The sequence below is a fragment of the Pseudomonas sp. LPB0260 genome (assembly GCF_013388395.1).
This window is the reverse complement of record NZ_CP058247.1, coordinates 6,354,772-6,371,334: the sequence shown is the minus strand read 5'-3', so window position 1 is coordinate 6,371,334 and position 16,563 is coordinate 6,354,772. Positions and strand designations below refer to the sequence as shown.

Here is a 16,563-nt window from a genome sequence, read left to right as displayed (position 1 = left end):
TAATCATCCCAGGGGACGAGAGCAACGGTTTCAAGCTGACGGCCGAGGAGCTCGAGCGCGCCATCACGCCCCGTAGTAAGTGGGTCATCCTCAATACGCCGAACAACCCCAGTGGCGCGGTGTATGACCGCGCCGAACTGCTAGCCTTGGCCGCTGTGCTGCGTCGCCATCCGCAGTTGCTGGTCATGTCCGATGAGATCTACGAACACTTCGTCTACGAAGATGCTCGGCACCTGTCCATCGTCAATGTGGCCGAAGATCTCAAGGCCCGTACGCTGATCGTCAACGGTGCTTCCAAGGGCTATGCCATGACCGGCTGGCGTCTTGGCTTTGCCGCGGGGCCGCGCGTTCTGATTGCGGCTATTAGCAAGCTGATCTCACAGACCACCACCTGCCCCAGTTCAATCAGCCAGGCAGCTGCAGTGGCAGCTTTTGCCGGAGATCAAACCCCTATTGCCGAAATGCGCGAGGTCTATACCCAGCGCCGCCAGCGCATGTTGGAACAACTGAGCGACATCAAGGGACTGCGCTGCCTGCCGCCGCAAGGCGCTTTCTACATCTATGCCAATGTTTCTGGACTGCTCGGCACTGTCACGCCGGATGGTCAACGCATAGAGAGCGACACCGAACTGGTGGCCTATCTGCTGCAGGAGGGCAATGTAGCCACCGTCAGCGGGGATGCCTATGGCATGTCCCCCTACTTGCGGCTGTCCTTTGCCAGCTCGCTCGAGGTGATTGACGAGGGCTGCCGCCGCATCGCGCAGGCCTGCCAGCAATTGCGTTAACACACGGCAAACAACTCGGCCAGGGACGGCCTACGACTGAACTGCCTAATTCACATTACAAAAATACTCATTTTCAGAAGAGGCAACTGATGAGCATCAATCGTCTTGTTCCCGGCATGAATCACTCCGAGTGCGGAGGGTGGTCGAAATGACTGGTATCAAACTCTCTTTCGGTCTTTCCACGAAAATCTTCCTCGGTTTCACCCTCGGCGTGCTGTTCGGCTTAGTGGCCCCAGAGTGGGGCGTGGCGATCAAACCCATCGGCGATGCGTTCATTCGCGCGATCCAGATGCTGATCATCCCCATTGTGTTCTTCAGCGTGGCGGCAGGCATTGCCAACATGGGAGATGTTGGCAAACTCAAGCGAGTCGGCGGCAAGACGCTGGCGGTGTACACGCTGATGACGGTGGTAGCCGGGATAACTGGCCTGGCCACCGCCCACTTGTTGCAGCCCGGTGTCGGTTTCGTTGGCAGTACCTCCACCGCCATGGCACCGGTGAGCGAAGTACCAACGCTTGGTCAGTTCTTCCTCGGCATGATCCCGTCTAACATATTCGATGCCATGGCCAAGGGCAGCGTTATCCAGGTCATCCTGATCGCCGTACTGGTTGGGGTGGCGCTGGTGTTTTTGGGCGAAAAGGCCGAGGGCATCAAAGGCCTGTGCAATCAGGCATCGGCGGTGATCCTGAAGATCCTCGACATGATCATGGCGGTTTCGCCCTATGGAGTATTCGCCCTGATGGCCTACTCCATGGGCAACTATGGTCTTGAGATTTTCGACCAGGTTGGGCAGTTCATCCTGGCAGACTACGCCGGCTTACTAGCCGTCTGGGTGGTGACCTCGATGGTGGTGGTGGCCTACACCAAAGTCAGCTACAGCTACTTGCTCAAGAAGATCAGCAAGGTCTGGATGGTGACGCTATCGACCACCAGCAGCGCCGCCACCCTACCAATGAGCATGCACGTCACCCGTGAGGACTTTAAGGTGCCTGGCTGGATCACCTCGTTCATGCTGCCGCTGGGTGCCACCATTAACCTGATGGGCGCTGCGGTCTATCTCTCGGTGCTGGCAGTGTTTGCGGCGGGCTTCTACGGTGTCGATCTGAGCGTTGCGCAGATGGTCAATGTGGTGGCGATCGGTACCCTGCTGGCGATGGCGGCTCCCGGTATTCCTGGCGGCGGCATTGTGATGGGCACGTTGATGCTGCAGCTGATGGGTTTGCCATTCGAGCTTGTGGGCGTCATCGCCGGTATCTACCGGGTGATCGACATGGGTCATACCACGCTCAACGTCTCCGGCGATGTGCTTGGCGCGATGCTAGTGGCCAAGAGCGAGGGTTTGCTCGGTTGCGATAAGCAGGGAATCCCGGTTGCCCTGCAAGCGAACGATCAGGCGCCTGTTGTACTCCATGAAGATCCCATACAGGCTTCCTAGGCGGATACAGAACCTGTCCGCCAATCCCTGAAGCCACGACTGGCCCATGCCCCGCAGGAGCATGGGCCAGTTTCCACCTAGAACATGAAAAAGGCGGCGGTACGATCTGTCCTCCGGCCCTGCTTTCGTAGACGCATTTGACTGGCAGCTTAGGCCGGTTGCAGTCGGTGGCGACGGGCAGAAGTCGGCCAGAAGAGGCCGGTGAGAAAACGATCCTAGGGGGTTCTTCACTTATGGTTGTGACACTATCAAGCCCGACTCTGAGGGGGGGCGGTAGTAAATGCCGCGATTGACTCTTGCTTAAATATCGAGATATCTTGATTTATGAATATAGAAAACGTGATTTCCGCCCTTAACAACCCTGTGCGACGCCGAATTCTTGAGTGGCTGAAAGACAGGTCGAACTTTCCACCCTCGCTGCCAGAGCATGCCGATCTGGACGGTGTGTGTGTTGCGTACATTCAAGAGAAGGCAGGGCTGTCGCAGTCGACGATCTCAAACTACATGAGCGTGTTGAAGCAGGCTGGGTTGGTGGTTGCTGAGCGTCATGGACAGTGGACGTTCTACCGGCGCAATGAAGGCAACATCCAAGCGTTTCTCGATGAGGTCGAGAAAGAACTGTTGAAGCCGTGACAGTTGCTACGCCACCTGGCGACGGGCGGCATTTAGCGGGAAGAAAAAATGAAATATCTAAATATTCCGATGGAGAGGCCCGATGATGAAGCCAGTAACCAAGCATGATCTCTCAAACCCGGCAAATGTGTTGGGCCTCCCGCTTGAGCTTCCCTGTGGTGTGGTTCTGAAAAACCGACTGACAAAGTCGGCAATGTCGGATTCCCTTGGTGACGGAAAAGGCAACGCTACCGAAGCGCAGGCACGACTCTATGAGCGCTGGGCGGAAGGCGGCGTAGCATTGTCGCTGATCGGCGAGGTACAGGGTGATCCGCGCTATCCCGAGAAGCCCGGGAATCTGGTGTTGGGACCGGATACAGATCAAACGGCGCTGCGGACCTTGGCGCGTCGCGGATCGACTGATGGTGCGCGCCTCTGGCCGCAACTCGGACACGCAGGAGCGCTTTCCCATTTGCCGATCAGTCGAGCCAAGGGCCCATCCTCGCTGGACATCGAAGGGCTGCAATGCGCAGGCATGACCCTCGACGACATTGGCGAGCTGCCGGGCATCTACGCCAGGGCGGCGACAATTGCCCAAGGCGCAGGATTCGGCGGGGTGCAAATTCATGCCGGACACGGGTTCCTCTTAAGCCAGTTCCTGTCTCCGTTGTTCAATCGCCGGACAGACGGGTATGGCGGGTCCATCGAGGCGAGATTCCGCATCGTCCGCGAGGTGATAGAGGCGGTTCGCCAGGCCGTTGGTGCTTCGTTTGCGATCGCTATCAAGATCAACTCGACCGATCAACTGGAAGGTGGACTGACGGAAGACGAGGCTATGGACGTGGTCCGCATGATCGACCAGACAAGCATTGATCTGATCGATATCAGTGGCGGAACCTACTTTCCGGGCGCCGCCGCAAGCTCGGATAGCACCTCCGGTAGCGGACCGTACTTCCTTGATTTTGCCCGCCGGGCGAAAACGGCGACCGCCATTCCAGTTATGGCAACCGGCGGTTTCAAGACGCGGCAACAAGCAGTTGACGCCGTCCGCAGCGGTGCAGTGGACATGGTGAGCGTGGGCCGCGCCATGGCGCTCAATCCACATCTTGCGCGTGATTGGTTGAGCGCCGCCGGTGGCGACCCGGCGTTTCCACGATTCGACTCGACCCCTCCGGGCGGTGTGACGGCTTGGTACACGATGCGCCTGACCGCGCTGGCAGAAGGCAACGAGGATGAGTTCAGTCTGGACCTCGAGTCCGCCATGAGTATCTATGAGGTGCGCGATGCGGGCCGCTGCGACGCCTGGCTTGAAGCCTTCGCACTCGTGGGAGACCGCGTTTAGAGCGAGGTAGCCTGGTTGACCGCTGGTGGAAAACGCTCCGCGGTTTTCCACGGGGTGGCCTTCCACCCTACGCGGACTTGATGGCTATGTAGGGTGGACAACGCTTTCTTGTCCACCGGCTTCTGCGAGCGACCGAAATGGGGCGGAAGCACCATTGTCGAAGGGCCGCTTCTGGCCGGTTTCTGCCTGTTACCACAAGGACTCCATCCAATCGTGCACGACGGGCGAGTCAATGACGAGCATCCCCCTCTGCGCAATGCCTCGCTGAATTCCTCCCAGCCAAGCCCTAGCTGGAATTGTTGTCACCTCGGCCCTAATCAGCCACGAAACGGTCTTTGACCCCCTCCCCGCCAATGCCGAACCTCTCGCCCGCGGCACCCATGCGTGCCGTGAGTTCTGTCGGAGAGGTTGGGGGCAAGGATGCAAGCAACGACGGTGCTGTACGGCCAGGTGCTGGCGGTGTTGGCCATCACCCTTTTCGGGGTATGGAGTGCCACGCAGTGGACGGCGGCGGCGCTCGGCTATCAGGCGCGCCTGGGTGCACCTTGGTTCGAGTTGCTGGGCACGCCGGTCTATCACCCCTGGCGCCTGTTCGAGTGGTGGTTCGTCTTCGATGCCTATGCCCCGGAGGTGTTCAACGTCGGGGGCACCATCGCCGCCTGCAGCAGCCTGCTGGCGCTGGCAGTGGCCATCGGCATGGCCCTCTGGCGCGCCCGCCAGGCGCGGCGGGTCACCACCTATGGTTCGGCGCGCTGGGCCGAGACGGATGAAGTCCGCCAGGCCGGTCTGACCCGGCCGGCCGGCGTGTTCCTCGGCCTGTTCCAGGAGCAGTACCTGCGCCATGAAGGCCCCGAGCATGTGCTGGCCTTCGCGCCGACGCGCTCGGGCAAGGGCGTCGGCCTGGTGATACCCACCCTGCTCGCCTGGCCGGCCTCGGCGGTGATCCACGACATCAAGGGCGAGAACTGGAGCCTGACCGCCGGCTGGCGCGCGCGGTTCTCCCACTGCCTGCTGTTCAACCCCACCGATGCGAATTCGGCGGCCTACAACCCACTGCTCGAGGTGCGCCGCGGCACCCACGAGGTCCGCGACGTGCAGAACATCGCCGACATCCTGGTCGACCCGGAGGGCGCTCTGGAGCGGCGCAACCACTGGGAGAAAACCAGCCATGCGCTCCTCGTCGGCGCCATCCTCCATGTGCTCTACGCCGGCCAGGACAAGACCCTGCGCGGCGTCGCCAACTTCCTCTCCGATCCGGCCTGCACCTTCGAGCTGACGCTGCAGCGGATGATGAGCACGCCCCACCTGGGCGACGGTCCCCATCCGGTGGTGGCCTCGGCCGCGCGGGAGGTGCTCAACAAGAGCGAGAACGAGCGCTCCGGCGTGCTGTCCACGGCCATGTCCTTCCTCGGCCTGTATCGCGACCCCACGGTGGCCGCCGTCACCTCACGCTGCGACTGGCGCATCGCCGACCTGATTTCGGCCGAGCATCCGCTGTCGCTGTACCTGGTGGTGCCGCCCTCGGACATCAGCCGCACCAAGCCGCTGATCCGCCTGATCCTCAACCAAATCGGCCGGCGCCTGACCGAGTCCCTGGATGGCGCCGACGGCATCGCGCGCAAGCACAAGCTGCTGTTGATGCTCGATGAGTTCCCGGCGCTGGGGCGCCTGGATTTCTTCGAGTCGGCCCTGGCCTTCATGGCCGGCTATGGGCTGCGCGCCTTCCTGATTTCGCAGTCGCTCAACCAGATCGACAAGGCCTACGGCCAGAACCACTCGATTCTCGACAACTGCCATGTGCGAGTGACCTTTGCCACCAACGACGAGCGTACCGCCAAGCGCATCTCCGAGACCCTGGGCACCGCCACCGAGCTACGCGCTCAGCGCAACTATGCCGGCCACCGCCTGGCCCCCTGGCTCGGCCATTTGATGGTGTCGCGCCAGGAGACGGCGCGGCCGCTGCTGACCCCGGGCGAGGTGATGCAGCTGCCCAGCGACGAGGCCGTGGTGATGCTCTCCGGCCACGCGCCGATCCGCGCGAAGAAGCTGCGCTACTTCAGCGACACCAACTTCCGCCGCCGGCTGCTGCCGGCACCGCAGTTGCAGCCCGGCCGCTATGCCGATGCCCCGGCGCCACGGGCGGACGACTGGAGCGGCTTGGCTGTGCCTGCGGCCGCTGACGCTTCACCGGTTGGCTGGACCGACACCAACTCAGTCGAGGAAGGCGGCCCCCGCCGCCAGCCCGAGTTGGCCCAGAGCGTGCCGTTGCCGGAGCACGACGAGCTGGCCGGCGACCTGCTGCTGCTCGACGAGGACGACGTCCCACCGCCCTTTCCCAGCCAGCCCGATCCGCGCCTGCAGCGCGCGGCGCGACTGGCCGCCCTCGACCCTGACGACGGAATAGCCCTATGAGCCGAGCCCGCCTGAATCTGTTCATCCAACCCGAGCACGCCAAGCGCCTGAACGAACTGGCGATCAGCAAGGGTGTGTCGAAGTCCTCGATCATCGCCGCGGCGCTGGCGGCCTGGCTGTCGCCGGAGTCCGGCGAGCGGCGCGAGGTGGCCATGGCCAAGCGCCTGGATCGGCTGTCGCGGCAGTTCGAGCGGCTGGAGCGCGACCAGCACATCCTGATCGAGACCCTCGCCCTCTACGTGCGCTACTACCTCACGGTCAGCACGCCGGTGCCCGAGGCCCATCAGGAAGCGGCCAGGGCCCAGGGCAAGCTGCGCTTCGGCCAGTTCGTCGAGCAGCTGGGCCGTCACCTGCAGCGCGGCCGTAGCCTGGTCAGGGAGGTGCACGAGGAGGCTCAGCCGGAGGCTCGGGCCACGGGAGAGCGTCCATGACCGCCGCCTCTTCCAGCGTTCTGAGCGCAGCGGCCGCTTCCCTGGATCGCCGCACGCGCATGTTGCGCACGGCCATGGGCCCGCTGATCGCCGCGGCCCTGGACGACCCGGACGTGGTCGAGGTGCTGCTCAACCCCGACGGCGCCCTCTGGCTCGACCGCCTCTCCAGCGGCCGATCCAGGCTGGGCAACCTGCCGGCCGCCGACGGCGAACGGATCATCCGTCTGGTCGCCGCCCACATCGGCGCGGAGGTGCATCGCGGCCAGCCGCTGCTCAGTGCCGAGCTGCCCTCGAGCGGCGAGCGCTTTGAAGGCGTGCTGCCGCCGGTGGCCTCCGGGCCGACTTTCGCCCTGCGCAAGCGCGCCGGCGGGGTGATCCCCCTGGCGCAGTACGTGGCCGACGGCATCCTCACCTACGGACAAGCCGAGTACCTGCGCGACGCCGTGCGTGACCGACAGAACATCCTGGTCGCCGGCGGGACCAGCAGCGGCAAGACCACCTTGGCCAACGCCCTGCTCGCCGAGGTGGCCGGCAGCGGCGACCGCGTGCTGGTGCTGGAGGACACGGTCGAGTTGCAGTGCCCGGCCCTCGACCACGTCGCCCTGCGCACCAAGCCCGGCGTGGTGAGCATGGCTGACCTGGTGCGCACCACCCTGCGCCTGCGCCCCGACCGGGTGGTGGTCGGCGAGGTGCGCGGCGGCGAGGCACTGGACCTGGTCAAGGCCTGGGGCACCGGCCACCCCGGCGGCATCGCCACCATCCATGCCGGCTCCGCCCAGGGCGCCCTGCTGCGCCTGGAGCAACTGATCCTCGAGGTCGCCCTGGCGGCGCCACGGGCGCTGATCGCCGAGGCGGTCAATCTCGTGGTGTTCCTCGCCGGCCGAGGTCGCGCCCGCCGGGTCCAGCAGATCGCCCGGGTGGTCGGTCACGACCCACGCGGCTATCGCCTGCAGCCCATCGACACCCTCGACCACCTCCCTGCCCTACCCACTGCCTCAGGAGATCAACCATGAGTCCCCTCCACTCCCGCGTCGCTGTACGCCAACGCACCGCCCGCGCCCTGCTGCTGGGCGCCCTGCTGCTGAGTACTGCCCTGCCGGCGTTCGCCGCCGGCTCCGGCATGCCCTGGGAAGGGCCGCTGCAGTCGATCCTCGACTCGGTGCAGGGTCCGGTGGCGCGCATCGTCGCGGTGATCATCATCATTACCACCGGCCTGACCCTGGCCTTCGGCGACACCAGCGGCGGCTTCCGCAAGCTGATCCAGATCGTCTTCGGCCTGTCGATCGCCTTCGCCGCCTCCTCGTTCTTCCTCAGTTTCTTCAGCTTCGCCGGCGGGGCGCTGGTCGCATGAACGGCGCCCACGAACTCATCCCCGGTTTCGAGGTGCCGCTGCACCGTTCCCTGGCCGAGCCGATCCTGCTCGGCGGCGCCCCACGCAACGTGGCGATCCTCAACGGCACCCTGGCCGCGGTGGTCGGCCTGGGCCTGCAGCTGTGGCTCCCGGGGCTGCTGCTCTGGCTGGTCGGCCACTCCCTGGCGGTCTGGGGCGCCCGGCTGGACCCGCAGTTCCTCCAGGTGTTCGCCCGCCATATCAAGCAGCCCGCGCTGCTGGACGTGTGAGGAGCGCCGCCATGCTCAATCTCAACGAGTACCAACGGCGCCCCGCCCAGCTCGCCGACTGGCTGCCCTGGGCCGGCCTGGTCGCCCCGGGCGTGGTGCTGAACAAGGACGGCGCCTTCCAGCGCACCCTGCGCTTTCGCGGGCCGGACCTGGACAGCGCCACCCAGGGCGAGTTGCTGGCCACCACGGCGCGCCTGAACAACGCCCTGCGCCGGCTCGGTTCCGGCTGGGCGCTGTTTATCGAAGCCGAGCGCCTGGCCGCCGCCGACTACCCGGACAGCGACTTTCCCGAGCCGCTGTCCTGGCTGGTGGACGAGGAACGTCGTGCGACCTTCGCGGCCCAGGGCAGCCACTTCGAGAGCCGCTATCACCTGACGCTGCTCTACCTGCCAGCGGAGGAGTCACGCGCCCGCGCCGCCGGCCTGCTCTATGAGCACCGGGAGCAGCGTGGCGTCGATTGGCGCGAGCGATTGGCCGCCTTCGTCGCCGAGAGCGAGCGCTTCTTCGACCTGCTCGACGGGGTGATGCCGGAGCTCGCCTGGCTCGACGACAGCCAGACGCTGAGCTACCTGCACGCCACGGTGTCGACCCACCGCCAGCGGCTGGCCGTGCCCGAGGTGCCCTTCCACCTCGACGCCCTGCTCGCCGACTGCCCGCTGACCACCGGCCTGGCGCCGCGCCTGGGCGAGCAGCACCTGCGCGTGCTGACGGTACGCGGCTTTCCCACCTCGACCTGGCCGGGCCTGCTGGACGACCTCAACCGCCTGGGCTTCGCCTATCGCTGGTCGACCCGTTTCATCTGCCTGGACAAGGACGAGGCCGAGAAGGAACTGCTGCGCCTGCGCCGCCAGTGGTTCGCCAAGCGCAAGGGCGTGCTGGCGCTGCTGCGCGAGGCGATCTTCCAGCAGGAAAGCCCGCTGCTGGACAGCGATGCGGCGAACAAGGCCGGCGACGCCGATGCGGCGCTGCAGGAACTGGGCGCCGACCAGGTCGCCTTCGGCTATGTGACGGCCACGGTGACGGTGAGCGACCATGACGCCCAGGTCGCCGAGGAGAACCTGCGCCGGGTCGAGCGAGTGATCCAGGGCCGCGGCTTCGTCACCATTGCCGAAAACCTCAACGCGGTGGAGGCCTGGCTGTCGTCGATCCCCGGCAACGCCTACGCCAATGTGCGCCAGCCGCTGATCTCCACCCTCAACCTGGCGCACCTGCTGCCGGTCTCGGCAGTCTGGGCCGGGCCGGCGCGCAACGCACACCTGGACGGCCCGCCACTGGTGGTGACCCGCACCGACGGGGCGACACCGTTTCGCCTGGTCACCCACGTCGGCGACGTCGGCCACACCCTGGTGGCCGGCCCCACTGGCATGGGCAAGTCGGTGCTGCTGGCGACCCTGGCCCTGCAGTTTCGCCGCTACCCGGGTTCGCGCCTGTTCCTCTTCGACATGGGCCGTTCGCTGCGCGCGACGGTGCTGGGTCTGGGCGGCGAGCACTACGACCTGGGCGGCGATGGCGACCTGGCCTTCCAGCCCCTGGCACGCATCGACCAGAACGGCTACCGCGCCTGGGCTGCCGAGTGGCTGGAGGCGCGCTTGTTGCAGGAAGGCGTGGCCGTCGGCCCGGAGCAGAAGGCCGCGCTGTGGACGGCGCTGGATAGCCTGGCCGGGGCCCCCGTGGCACAGCGCACGCTGACCGGCCTGTCGGTGCTGCTGCAGGACAACGCCCTGCGCCAGGCGCTACAACCCTATGTGCTGGGCGGTGCCCACGGCCGCTTGCTCGACGCAGATGCGGACCGCCTGGGCATGGCCGACGTGCAGTGCTTCGAGATGGAGGAGCTGATGCACAGCAAGGCGGCGGTAGCCGCCGTGCTCAGCTACCTGTTCGCCCGTTTCGAGGAGCGCTTCGACGGCGCCCCGACCCTGCTGATCCTCGACGAGGCCTGGCTGTTCCTCGACGACCCGCTGTTCGCCGCGCGCATCCGCCAGTGGCTCAAGACCCTGCGCAAGAAGAACGTCAGCGTGATCTTCGCCACCCAGTCCCTGGCCGACATCCAGGACTCCAGCATCGCCGCGGCGATCATCGAGTCCTGCGCCAGCCGCCTCTTCCTGCCCAACCCCCAGGCCGGCGAGCCGCAGATCCGCGGCATCTACCTGGGCTTCGGCCTCAACGACCGGCAGCTGGAGATCATCGCCCAGGCCACGCCCAAGCGCGATTACTACTACCAGTCGCGCCTGGGCAACCGCCTGTTCGACCTCGACCTGGGTCCGGTCGCACTGGCCTTCGCCGCCTCTGCCAGCCCGGCCGAGCAGCGCGAGATCGACCGGACTCTGCAGGAGTCAGGTACAGCCGATTTTGCTGATGCCTGGTTGCGTCACCGCGGCCTGGACTGGGCCGCTGAGCTGCTTGCTTCCCATATCCCACCACGCAAGGAGTGCCTGCCATGAAGTTGCCTATCCGTCTTTCACCTGTCGTCACGTTGCTGACCCTGGGTCTGCTGGCGTTGCAACCGGCCAACGCCGTGACCGTGATCGATCCGACCAATCTGGTGCAGAACACCCTGACCGCGGTGCGCACCCTGGAGCTGATCAACAACCAGGTCTGCCAGCTGCAGAACGAAAGCCAGATGCTGGTCAACCAGGCCCGCCACCTGGCGCGCCTGGACTACAACGTGGTCAACCGCCTGCGCGTGACCCTGGCCAACACCGAACGCCTGCTGGCCGAAGCCCAGGGCCTGGCCTTCGAGGTGCAGCGCCTGGACCGGGAGTTCGCCCGCCTCTATCCCGCCGAGTATGCGCGTGACGTCAGCGGCCAGCGCATGGCCCAGGAGGCACGCGAACGCTGGCGGCAGGGCCTCGACGGCCTGCACACCGCCATGCGCGTGCAGGCCCAGGTCGCGCAGAACCTGGCCCAGGACGAGAGCGTACTGGCCGACTTGGTCAACCAGAGCCAGGCCGCCGGCGGCGCCCTGCAGGCGGCCCAGGCCACCAACCAGTTGCTGGCCCTGCAAGCCAAGCAGTCGATCCAGGTCCAGCAGCTGCAGATCACCCAGAACCGTGCGATCGCCCTGGAGCTGGCCCGCCAGGCCGCGGCCGCCGAGGAGGCGCGCGAACTGCGCCGGCGCTTTATGGGCAGCGGCACCCCCTATACGCCCTACCCCGTGCAGTTCTATCGGTAGGGAGGGTGGCGTGATGAAAGCCCCCGTCCTGTTGCCACTGCTGCTCGCGCTGGCCGCCTGCGGCGATCGCGATGGCGCCCATGACGCCAGGCCAGAGGCTTCGTTGAGCGAGCGTTTCTATTCCGGCTGCGTCCTGCCCGGCGAATTTCTCCGCCCTTCTGATCTGCCAGCCATACCGCCAAGCTTCGACGAGGCCGTGCCATGAACGACGTCAGCGTGATCGACCGTTTCCTCGCGGTGTTCGGTCAATACATCGACACGGGCTTCGGCCTGCTCGGCGGCGAGGTGGCCTTTCTCAGCCTGACCCTGGTGGCCATCGACATGACCCTGGCCGGGCTGTTCTGGGCCATGGGCGGCGAGGACGTCAGCGCCAAGCTGATCCGCAAGATCCTCTACGTCGGCGCCTTCGCCTTCATCATCGGCAACTTCAACGCACTGGCGAAGATCATCTTCCACTCCTTCGCCGGATTAGGGTTACTGGCGGCAGGATCCGCGCTAAGCCCCGCCGAATTCCTGAAACCAGGACGGCTGGCCGCTATCGGTATCGATGCCGGAGCCCCGCTGCTCGAGCAGATCAGCATGCTCAGCGGATTTCCGGAAGTCTTCGAAAACTTGCACAGCATCCTGGTGCTGTTTCTAGCCTGGCTGGTGGTGATCGTCAGTTTCTTCTTCCTGGCCATTCAGCTGTTCGTCACCCTGGTCGAGTTCAAGCTGACCACGCTGGCCGGCTTCGTTCTGGTGCCCTTCGCCCTGTGGAACAAGACCGCCTTCCTCGCCGAGAAGGTGCTGGGCAACGTGGTGGCCTCCGGCATCAAGGTGTTGGTCCTGGCGGTGATCGTCGGCATCGGCAGCGGGCTGTTCGCCGAGTTCCAGGCCGTGCCCGACGAGCCCTCCATCGACCATGCCCAGGTGGTCATGCTCGCCGCCCTGGCACTGCTCGGCCTGGGCATCTTCGGCCCGGGCATCGCCACCGGCCTGGTCTCCGGTGCCCCGCAACTAGGAGCCGGTGCCGCGGCCGGTACCGCCCTCGCGGCTACCGGCATGGCCGCGGGCGCCACCGCGGTGGCGGCGGGCGTCGGCGGCGCCGTGCTGGCCGGCGCCCGTATGGCCCCCGCTGCGGCGCGTCTGGCCATGGGCGGCGCCAAGCCCCTGGCCGCGGGTATGACGCCAGATGCGGCAACGCCTGCTGCAACTGGCGCCAGTGTGGCGGCGTCTGCCGGCCCATCGACTGCTCCCGCCAAGCCGCCCGACTGGGCCCGGCGCCTGCAGCGCAGGCAACAGCTCAACCAAGCCACCACCACCGTCGCCCACAGCCTGCGCGGTGGAGATGGCGGTGGCTCATCCCCCGGGCCGCAGGTACGCGACCCATCGAACACGTAAAGGAGAACGAGGATGCGCTTCAAACGTCCACGGGTGCGCTACGGCGACAGCCCGCAACCGACTACGCCCTACCAGGCGGCGGCCCAGGCCTGGGATCGACGCCTGGGCAGCAGCCTGGCGCAGGCGCGCAACTGGCGACTTATGGCCTTCGGTTGCCTGGGCCTGGCCCTGCTGATGGCCGGCGGGCTGCTCTGGCGCGCGGCCCAGTCGACGATCACGCCCTATGTGGTGGAGGTCAACCAGCTCGGCCAGGTGCGCGCCGTTGGCGAGGCGGCCAGCCCCTACCAGCCCCAGGATGCGCAGATCGCCCACCACCTGGCGCGCTTCATCGAGCTGGTGCGCGGCCTGTCCATCGACCCGGTGGTGGTGCGGCAGAACTGGCTGGAGGCCTATCACTTCACCACCGACCGCGGCGCCGCCACCCTCAACGACTACGCCCGCACCCACGATCCTTTCGCCCGGGTCGGCAAGGAGTCGGTGACGGTCGAGATCACCAGCGTGGTGCGGGCCAGCGACAGCTCGTTCCAGGTGCGCTGGATCGAACGCCGTTTCGTCAACGGCGCGGCCGCTGGACTGGAGCGCTGGACGGCGGTGATCTCCATGGTACTGCAGCCGCCGCGTACCGAGGAAAAGCTGCGCCGCAACCCGCTGGGCATCTACGTCAACGGCCTGTCCTGGAGCCGTGAGCTGGACACTACGGAAGGAGCCAAGAAACCATGAAGACTGCCTTGAACCTCTGCGTCTGCCCTTTACTGCTGAGCATGCTGGCCGGCTGCGCCAGCCACGAGCCGCCAGTGATTGCCCTGGACGACCCGGTCGAGGCGCAGCGCCTGCCGGAGCCACCCACGCCCATCGAGGTGGTGGAGATGCCCAAGCCGCTGGCCTTGCCGGCGCAGCTCAAGCCACTGTCGGATACCCAGGCGGGCAAGCCAGCCAAGGAGCCGGCCGATGAGCGTGTGCGGGTCTCCCGGGCCAACCGCGATGCCCGGGTCGCGCCGAGCCGGGAGGGCTATATCAACGCCATCCAGGTCTGGCCCTACTCGGAGGGCGCGCTGTATCAGCTGTACACCAGCCCCGGCCGGGTCACCGCGATCAACCTGCAGGCCGGCGAGGAGCTGGTCACCGTGGCCGCCGGCGACACGGTGCGCTGGATCGTGGGCGACACCACCAGCGGCAGCGGCGAGGCGTTACGCACCAGCGTGCTGGTCAAGCCGACCCGGGTCGACCTCAAGACCAACCTGGTGATCACCACCACGCGCCGTACCTACCTGCTCGAGCTGACCTCCACCGAGCAGACCTGGATGGCCTCGGTGTCCTGGGACTACCCCAAGGACCACATGCTCGCCCTGCAGCGCCGCGCCAGCGCAGCCCAGGCGGCCGCGCCGGTGGATGCCGGCCTGGCCCTGGAACAGCTGCGCTTTCGCTATGGGATCAGTGGCAGTAACCCGCCGTGGAAACCGCTGCGCGCCTTCGATGATGGCAGGAAGGTGTACATCCAGTTCCCCGCCGGCATCGCCCAGGGTGAGCTGCCGCCGTTGTTCGTGCTCGGCCCGGAAGGCGACGGGCAGCTGGTCAACTACCGCTTCCGCTCGCCCTACTACATCGTCGACCGCCTGTTCGGTGCCGCCGAGTTGCGCCTGGGCGCCGACCAGGGCGATGTGGTGCGGATCGAGCGCACCGACGGCGTGGCACGGAGGCCCTGAGCATGAGTGCCAAGGACGACATCCACAGCGCGGCCCCTGCAGTGCCGCCCAAGGAGGCACCGGAGGCGCTGGAACTGCGTGCGCAACCGCGCCCCGTAACTCGTCTCAATCCGCGCATACTGGCGCTGCTCGCCGGCGGCTTGGCCGCTGCGGTGCTCGGCGCCCTGCTGTGGTCGCTGCAACCGCAGCCGCGCCGCCAGGGCGCAGAACAGGCCGAGCTGTACAACGTCGACCGCGTGGCGCGATCCGAGGGTCTGGAGCAGTTGCCGGCGGACTACTCGCAGTTGCCACCACCGGCCACGCCGGAAATACCGCAGCTGGGCCCACCGCTGCCCGGCGACCTGGGCGGCCCGATCCTCAGGGCGGAACAGCAGGTGCAGGGTTACGACTACCGCCAGGCCGGTCCCGACCCGGCCGAGGCCGAGCGCCTGGCCAGGCTCAAGGAGGCCGAGGAGGCGGCGTTGTCTTCGGTGTTCTTCCAGACCGGCAGTGCACGGAAGTCGAACGTCGCATCCGCTGGGTTCACCCCACTCGAGCCGGAGATCCTGGGTGCGGCGTCGCCAGCCGCGGCAGCCGGAGCAGCTGGAACACAAAACCGGCAGGAGCAGAACGAGGCGTTTCTCAGTAAATCCGTAAATGCACAAATCCGTAATTCAGGATCTCTGCAGATGCCCGAGTCGCCCTACCAGGTGATGGCCGGCACCGTCATTGCGGCGGCGCTGGTCACCGGCATCAAGTCGGACCTGCCCGGCGATGTCATCGCCACGGTGACCGAGCCGGTCTACGACAGCGCCACCGGCCAGCATGTGCTGATCCCCCAGGGCGCACGCCTGCTAGGCCGCTACAACAGCCAGGTGAGCTACGGGCAGAGTCGCGTGCAGGTGGTGTGGCAGCGGGTGATCCTGCCAGATACCTCGTCTTTCCAGCTCGACAACCTGGTCGGCAGCGATACCGCCGGCTATGCCGGCCTGGAGGATGGCGTCGACTGGCACTGGGACCGAATCGTCGCCGGCGCAGCCATGACCAGCCTGCTGGGAATCGGTGCCGAGTTAGCGGCGCCTGAAAGTCGCACCGACGGCGACCGCATCATCATCGCCGGACGCGACAGCCTGCAGGACACGGTGAACCAGGTCGGCCAGGAGGTCACCCGCCGCAACCTCGATATCCAACCCACGCTGACCCAGCGCCCCGGTTTGCCCCTACGGGTGATCGTCAGCCGCGATCTGGTGCTGCGTCCCTACCAGCCTTTCTCCCCTCACCAGAGGAATCCGCAATGAGCACGCCCAAGCTGCGTCTCGGCCCACTGCCGAAAACCGAGAACCTGAAGCTGACCTTCACCTGCCCCGCCAGCCTGAAGGCCGACCTCGAGCGCTACGCGGCGCTGCACTCGCAAGCCTATGGCGAAGAGGTCGATGCCCTGACGCTGATTCCGCACATGCTGGAGGCCTTCATGGCGAGGGATCGGGTGTTCAGGAGAGCCAACACGGAGTCCACTTCTTGAAGCTGAACGCTTTGTCGCAAGCCAGCCATTGCGATCAAACATGGAAATCGCTACTTGATCAGCCCCAAATGAATCGGCACTAAAGTGCTCTTAAGACCTGGTAATGGAGTGATTTAAGGCATTTTATTGCCTTTATTCGCGACAACCAGTAGCCTTAACGGCATTAAAGT

The 16,563-nt window shown here is 65.9% G+C and carries 17 protein-coding genes; all 17 read left to right on the top strand.

Annotation, left to right across the window (positions count from 1 at the left end):
• Window positions 1-785, top strand: a 785-nt coding sequence (locus LPB260_RS28845; RefSeq protein WP_208709979.1) for an aminotransferase class I/II-fold pyridoxal phosphate-dependent enzyme, incomplete at its 5' end; no start/stop codon positions are given.
• A gap of 148 nt (window positions 786-933) precedes the next feature.
• Window positions 934-2,220: a dicarboxylate/amino acid:cation symporter gene (locus LPB260_RS28840; protein ID WP_208709589.1), complete on the top strand. Its 1,287-nt coding sequence runs from the start codon at window positions 934-936 to the stop codon at window positions 2,218-2,220.
• A 324-nt stretch (window positions 2,221-2,544) separates the two neighbouring features.
• Window positions 2,545-2,853 (top strand): helix-turn-helix transcriptional regulator, encoded by a 309-nt coding sequence (locus LPB260_RS28835; RefSeq protein ID WP_208709587.1) that lies wholly within the window; start codon window positions 2,545-2,547, stop codon window positions 2,851-2,853.
• A gap of 82 nt (window positions 2,854-2,935) precedes the next feature.
• Window positions 2,936-4,174: an NADH:flavin oxidoreductase/NADH oxidase family protein gene (locus LPB260_RS28830; RefSeq protein WP_218281521.1), complete on the top strand. Its 1,239-nt coding sequence runs from the start codon at window positions 2,936-2,938 to the stop codon at window positions 4,172-4,174.
• A gap of 420 nt (window positions 4,175-4,594) precedes the next feature.
• Window positions 4,595-6,586 (top strand): conjugal transfer protein TraG, encoded by a 1,992-nt coding sequence (locus LPB260_RS28825; protein WP_208709585.1) that lies wholly within the window; start codon window positions 4,595-4,597, stop codon window positions 6,584-6,586.
• Window positions 6,583-7,017, top strand: a complete 435-nt coding sequence (locus LPB260_RS28820) for a CopG family transcriptional regulator (protein WP_208709583.1) — start codon at window positions 6,583-6,585, stop codon at window positions 7,015-7,017. The genes LPB260_RS28825 and LPB260_RS28820 overlap by 4 nt, the downstream gene beginning before the upstream one ends.
• Window positions 7,014-8,030: a P-type conjugative transfer ATPase TrbB gene (trbB, locus tag LPB260_RS28815; protein WP_208709581.1), complete on the top strand. Its 1,017-nt coding sequence runs from the start codon at window positions 7,014-7,016 to the stop codon at window positions 8,028-8,030. Before LPB260_RS28820 ends, trbB begins: the two co-directional genes overlap by 4 nt.
• Window positions 8,027-8,368 carry a TrbC/VirB2 family protein gene (locus tag LPB260_RS28810; protein ID WP_208709579.1) on the top strand — a complete coding sequence of 114 codons (342 nt, stop codon included), beginning with the start codon at window positions 8,027-8,029 and terminating at the stop codon, window positions 8,366-8,368. Before trbB ends, LPB260_RS28810 begins: the two co-directional genes overlap by 4 nt.
• Window positions 8,365-8,637, top strand: coding sequence for a VirB3 family type IV secretion system protein (locus LPB260_RS28805; RefSeq protein ID WP_208709577.1), 273 nt, complete (start codon window positions 8,365-8,367; stop codon window positions 8,635-8,637). Before LPB260_RS28810 ends, LPB260_RS28805 begins: the two co-directional genes overlap by 4 nt.
• Window positions 8,638-8,648: 11 nt before the next feature.
• A complete protein-coding gene (gene trbE, locus LPB260_RS28800; RefSeq protein ID WP_208709575.1) occupies window positions 8,649-11,078 on the top strand; it encodes a conjugal transfer protein TrbE in 2,430 nt (809 codons plus the stop codon).
• The gene (gene trbJ, locus LPB260_RS28795) at window positions 11,075-11,809 is read left to right on the top strand and encodes a P-type conjugative transfer protein TrbJ (RefSeq protein ID WP_208709573.1); all 735 of its coding nucleotides are present in this window, start codon (window positions 11,075-11,077) and stop codon (window positions 11,807-11,809) included. The genes trbE and trbJ overlap by 4 nt, the downstream gene beginning before the upstream one ends.
• Window positions 11,810-11,822: 13 nt before the next feature.
• Window positions 11,823-12,014 (top strand): hypothetical protein, encoded by a 192-nt coding sequence (locus LPB260_RS28790; RefSeq protein WP_208709571.1) that lies wholly within the window; start codon window positions 11,823-11,825, stop codon window positions 12,012-12,014.
• Window positions 12,011-13,189 carry a P-type conjugative transfer protein TrbL gene (gene trbL / locus LPB260_RS28785; protein WP_208709569.1) on the top strand — a complete coding sequence of 393 codons (1,179 nt, stop codon included), beginning with the start codon at window positions 12,011-12,013 and terminating at the stop codon, window positions 13,187-13,189. The genes LPB260_RS28790 and trbL overlap by 4 nt, the downstream gene beginning before the upstream one ends.
• A 12-nt stretch (window positions 13,190-13,201) precedes the next feature.
• Window positions 13,202-13,909 carry a conjugal transfer protein TrbF gene (trbF, locus tag LPB260_RS28780; RefSeq protein ID WP_208709567.1) on the top strand — a complete coding sequence of 236 codons (708 nt, stop codon included), beginning with the start codon at window positions 13,202-13,204 and terminating at the stop codon, window positions 13,907-13,909.
• The gene (trbG, locus tag LPB260_RS28775; protein ID WP_208709565.1) at window positions 13,906-14,892 is read left to right on the top strand and encodes a P-type conjugative transfer protein TrbG; all 987 of its coding nucleotides are present in this window, start codon (window positions 13,906-13,908) and stop codon (window positions 14,890-14,892) included. The genes trbF and trbG overlap by 4 nt, the downstream gene beginning before the upstream one ends.
• Before the next feature lie 2 nt (window positions 14,893-14,894).
• Complete coding sequence (locus LPB260_RS28770) at window positions 14,895-16,169, top strand: TrbI/VirB10 family protein (RefSeq protein ID WP_208709563.1); 1,275 nt, start codon at window positions 14,895-14,897, stop codon at window positions 16,167-16,169.
• The gene (locus tag LPB260_RS28765) at window positions 16,166-16,393 is read left to right on the top strand and encodes a DUF2274 domain-containing protein (protein WP_208709561.1); all 228 of its coding nucleotides are present in this window, start codon (window positions 16,166-16,168) and stop codon (window positions 16,391-16,393) included. The genes LPB260_RS28770 and LPB260_RS28765 overlap by 4 nt, the downstream gene beginning before the upstream one ends.
• Window positions 16,394-16,563 lie beyond the last annotated feature (170 nt).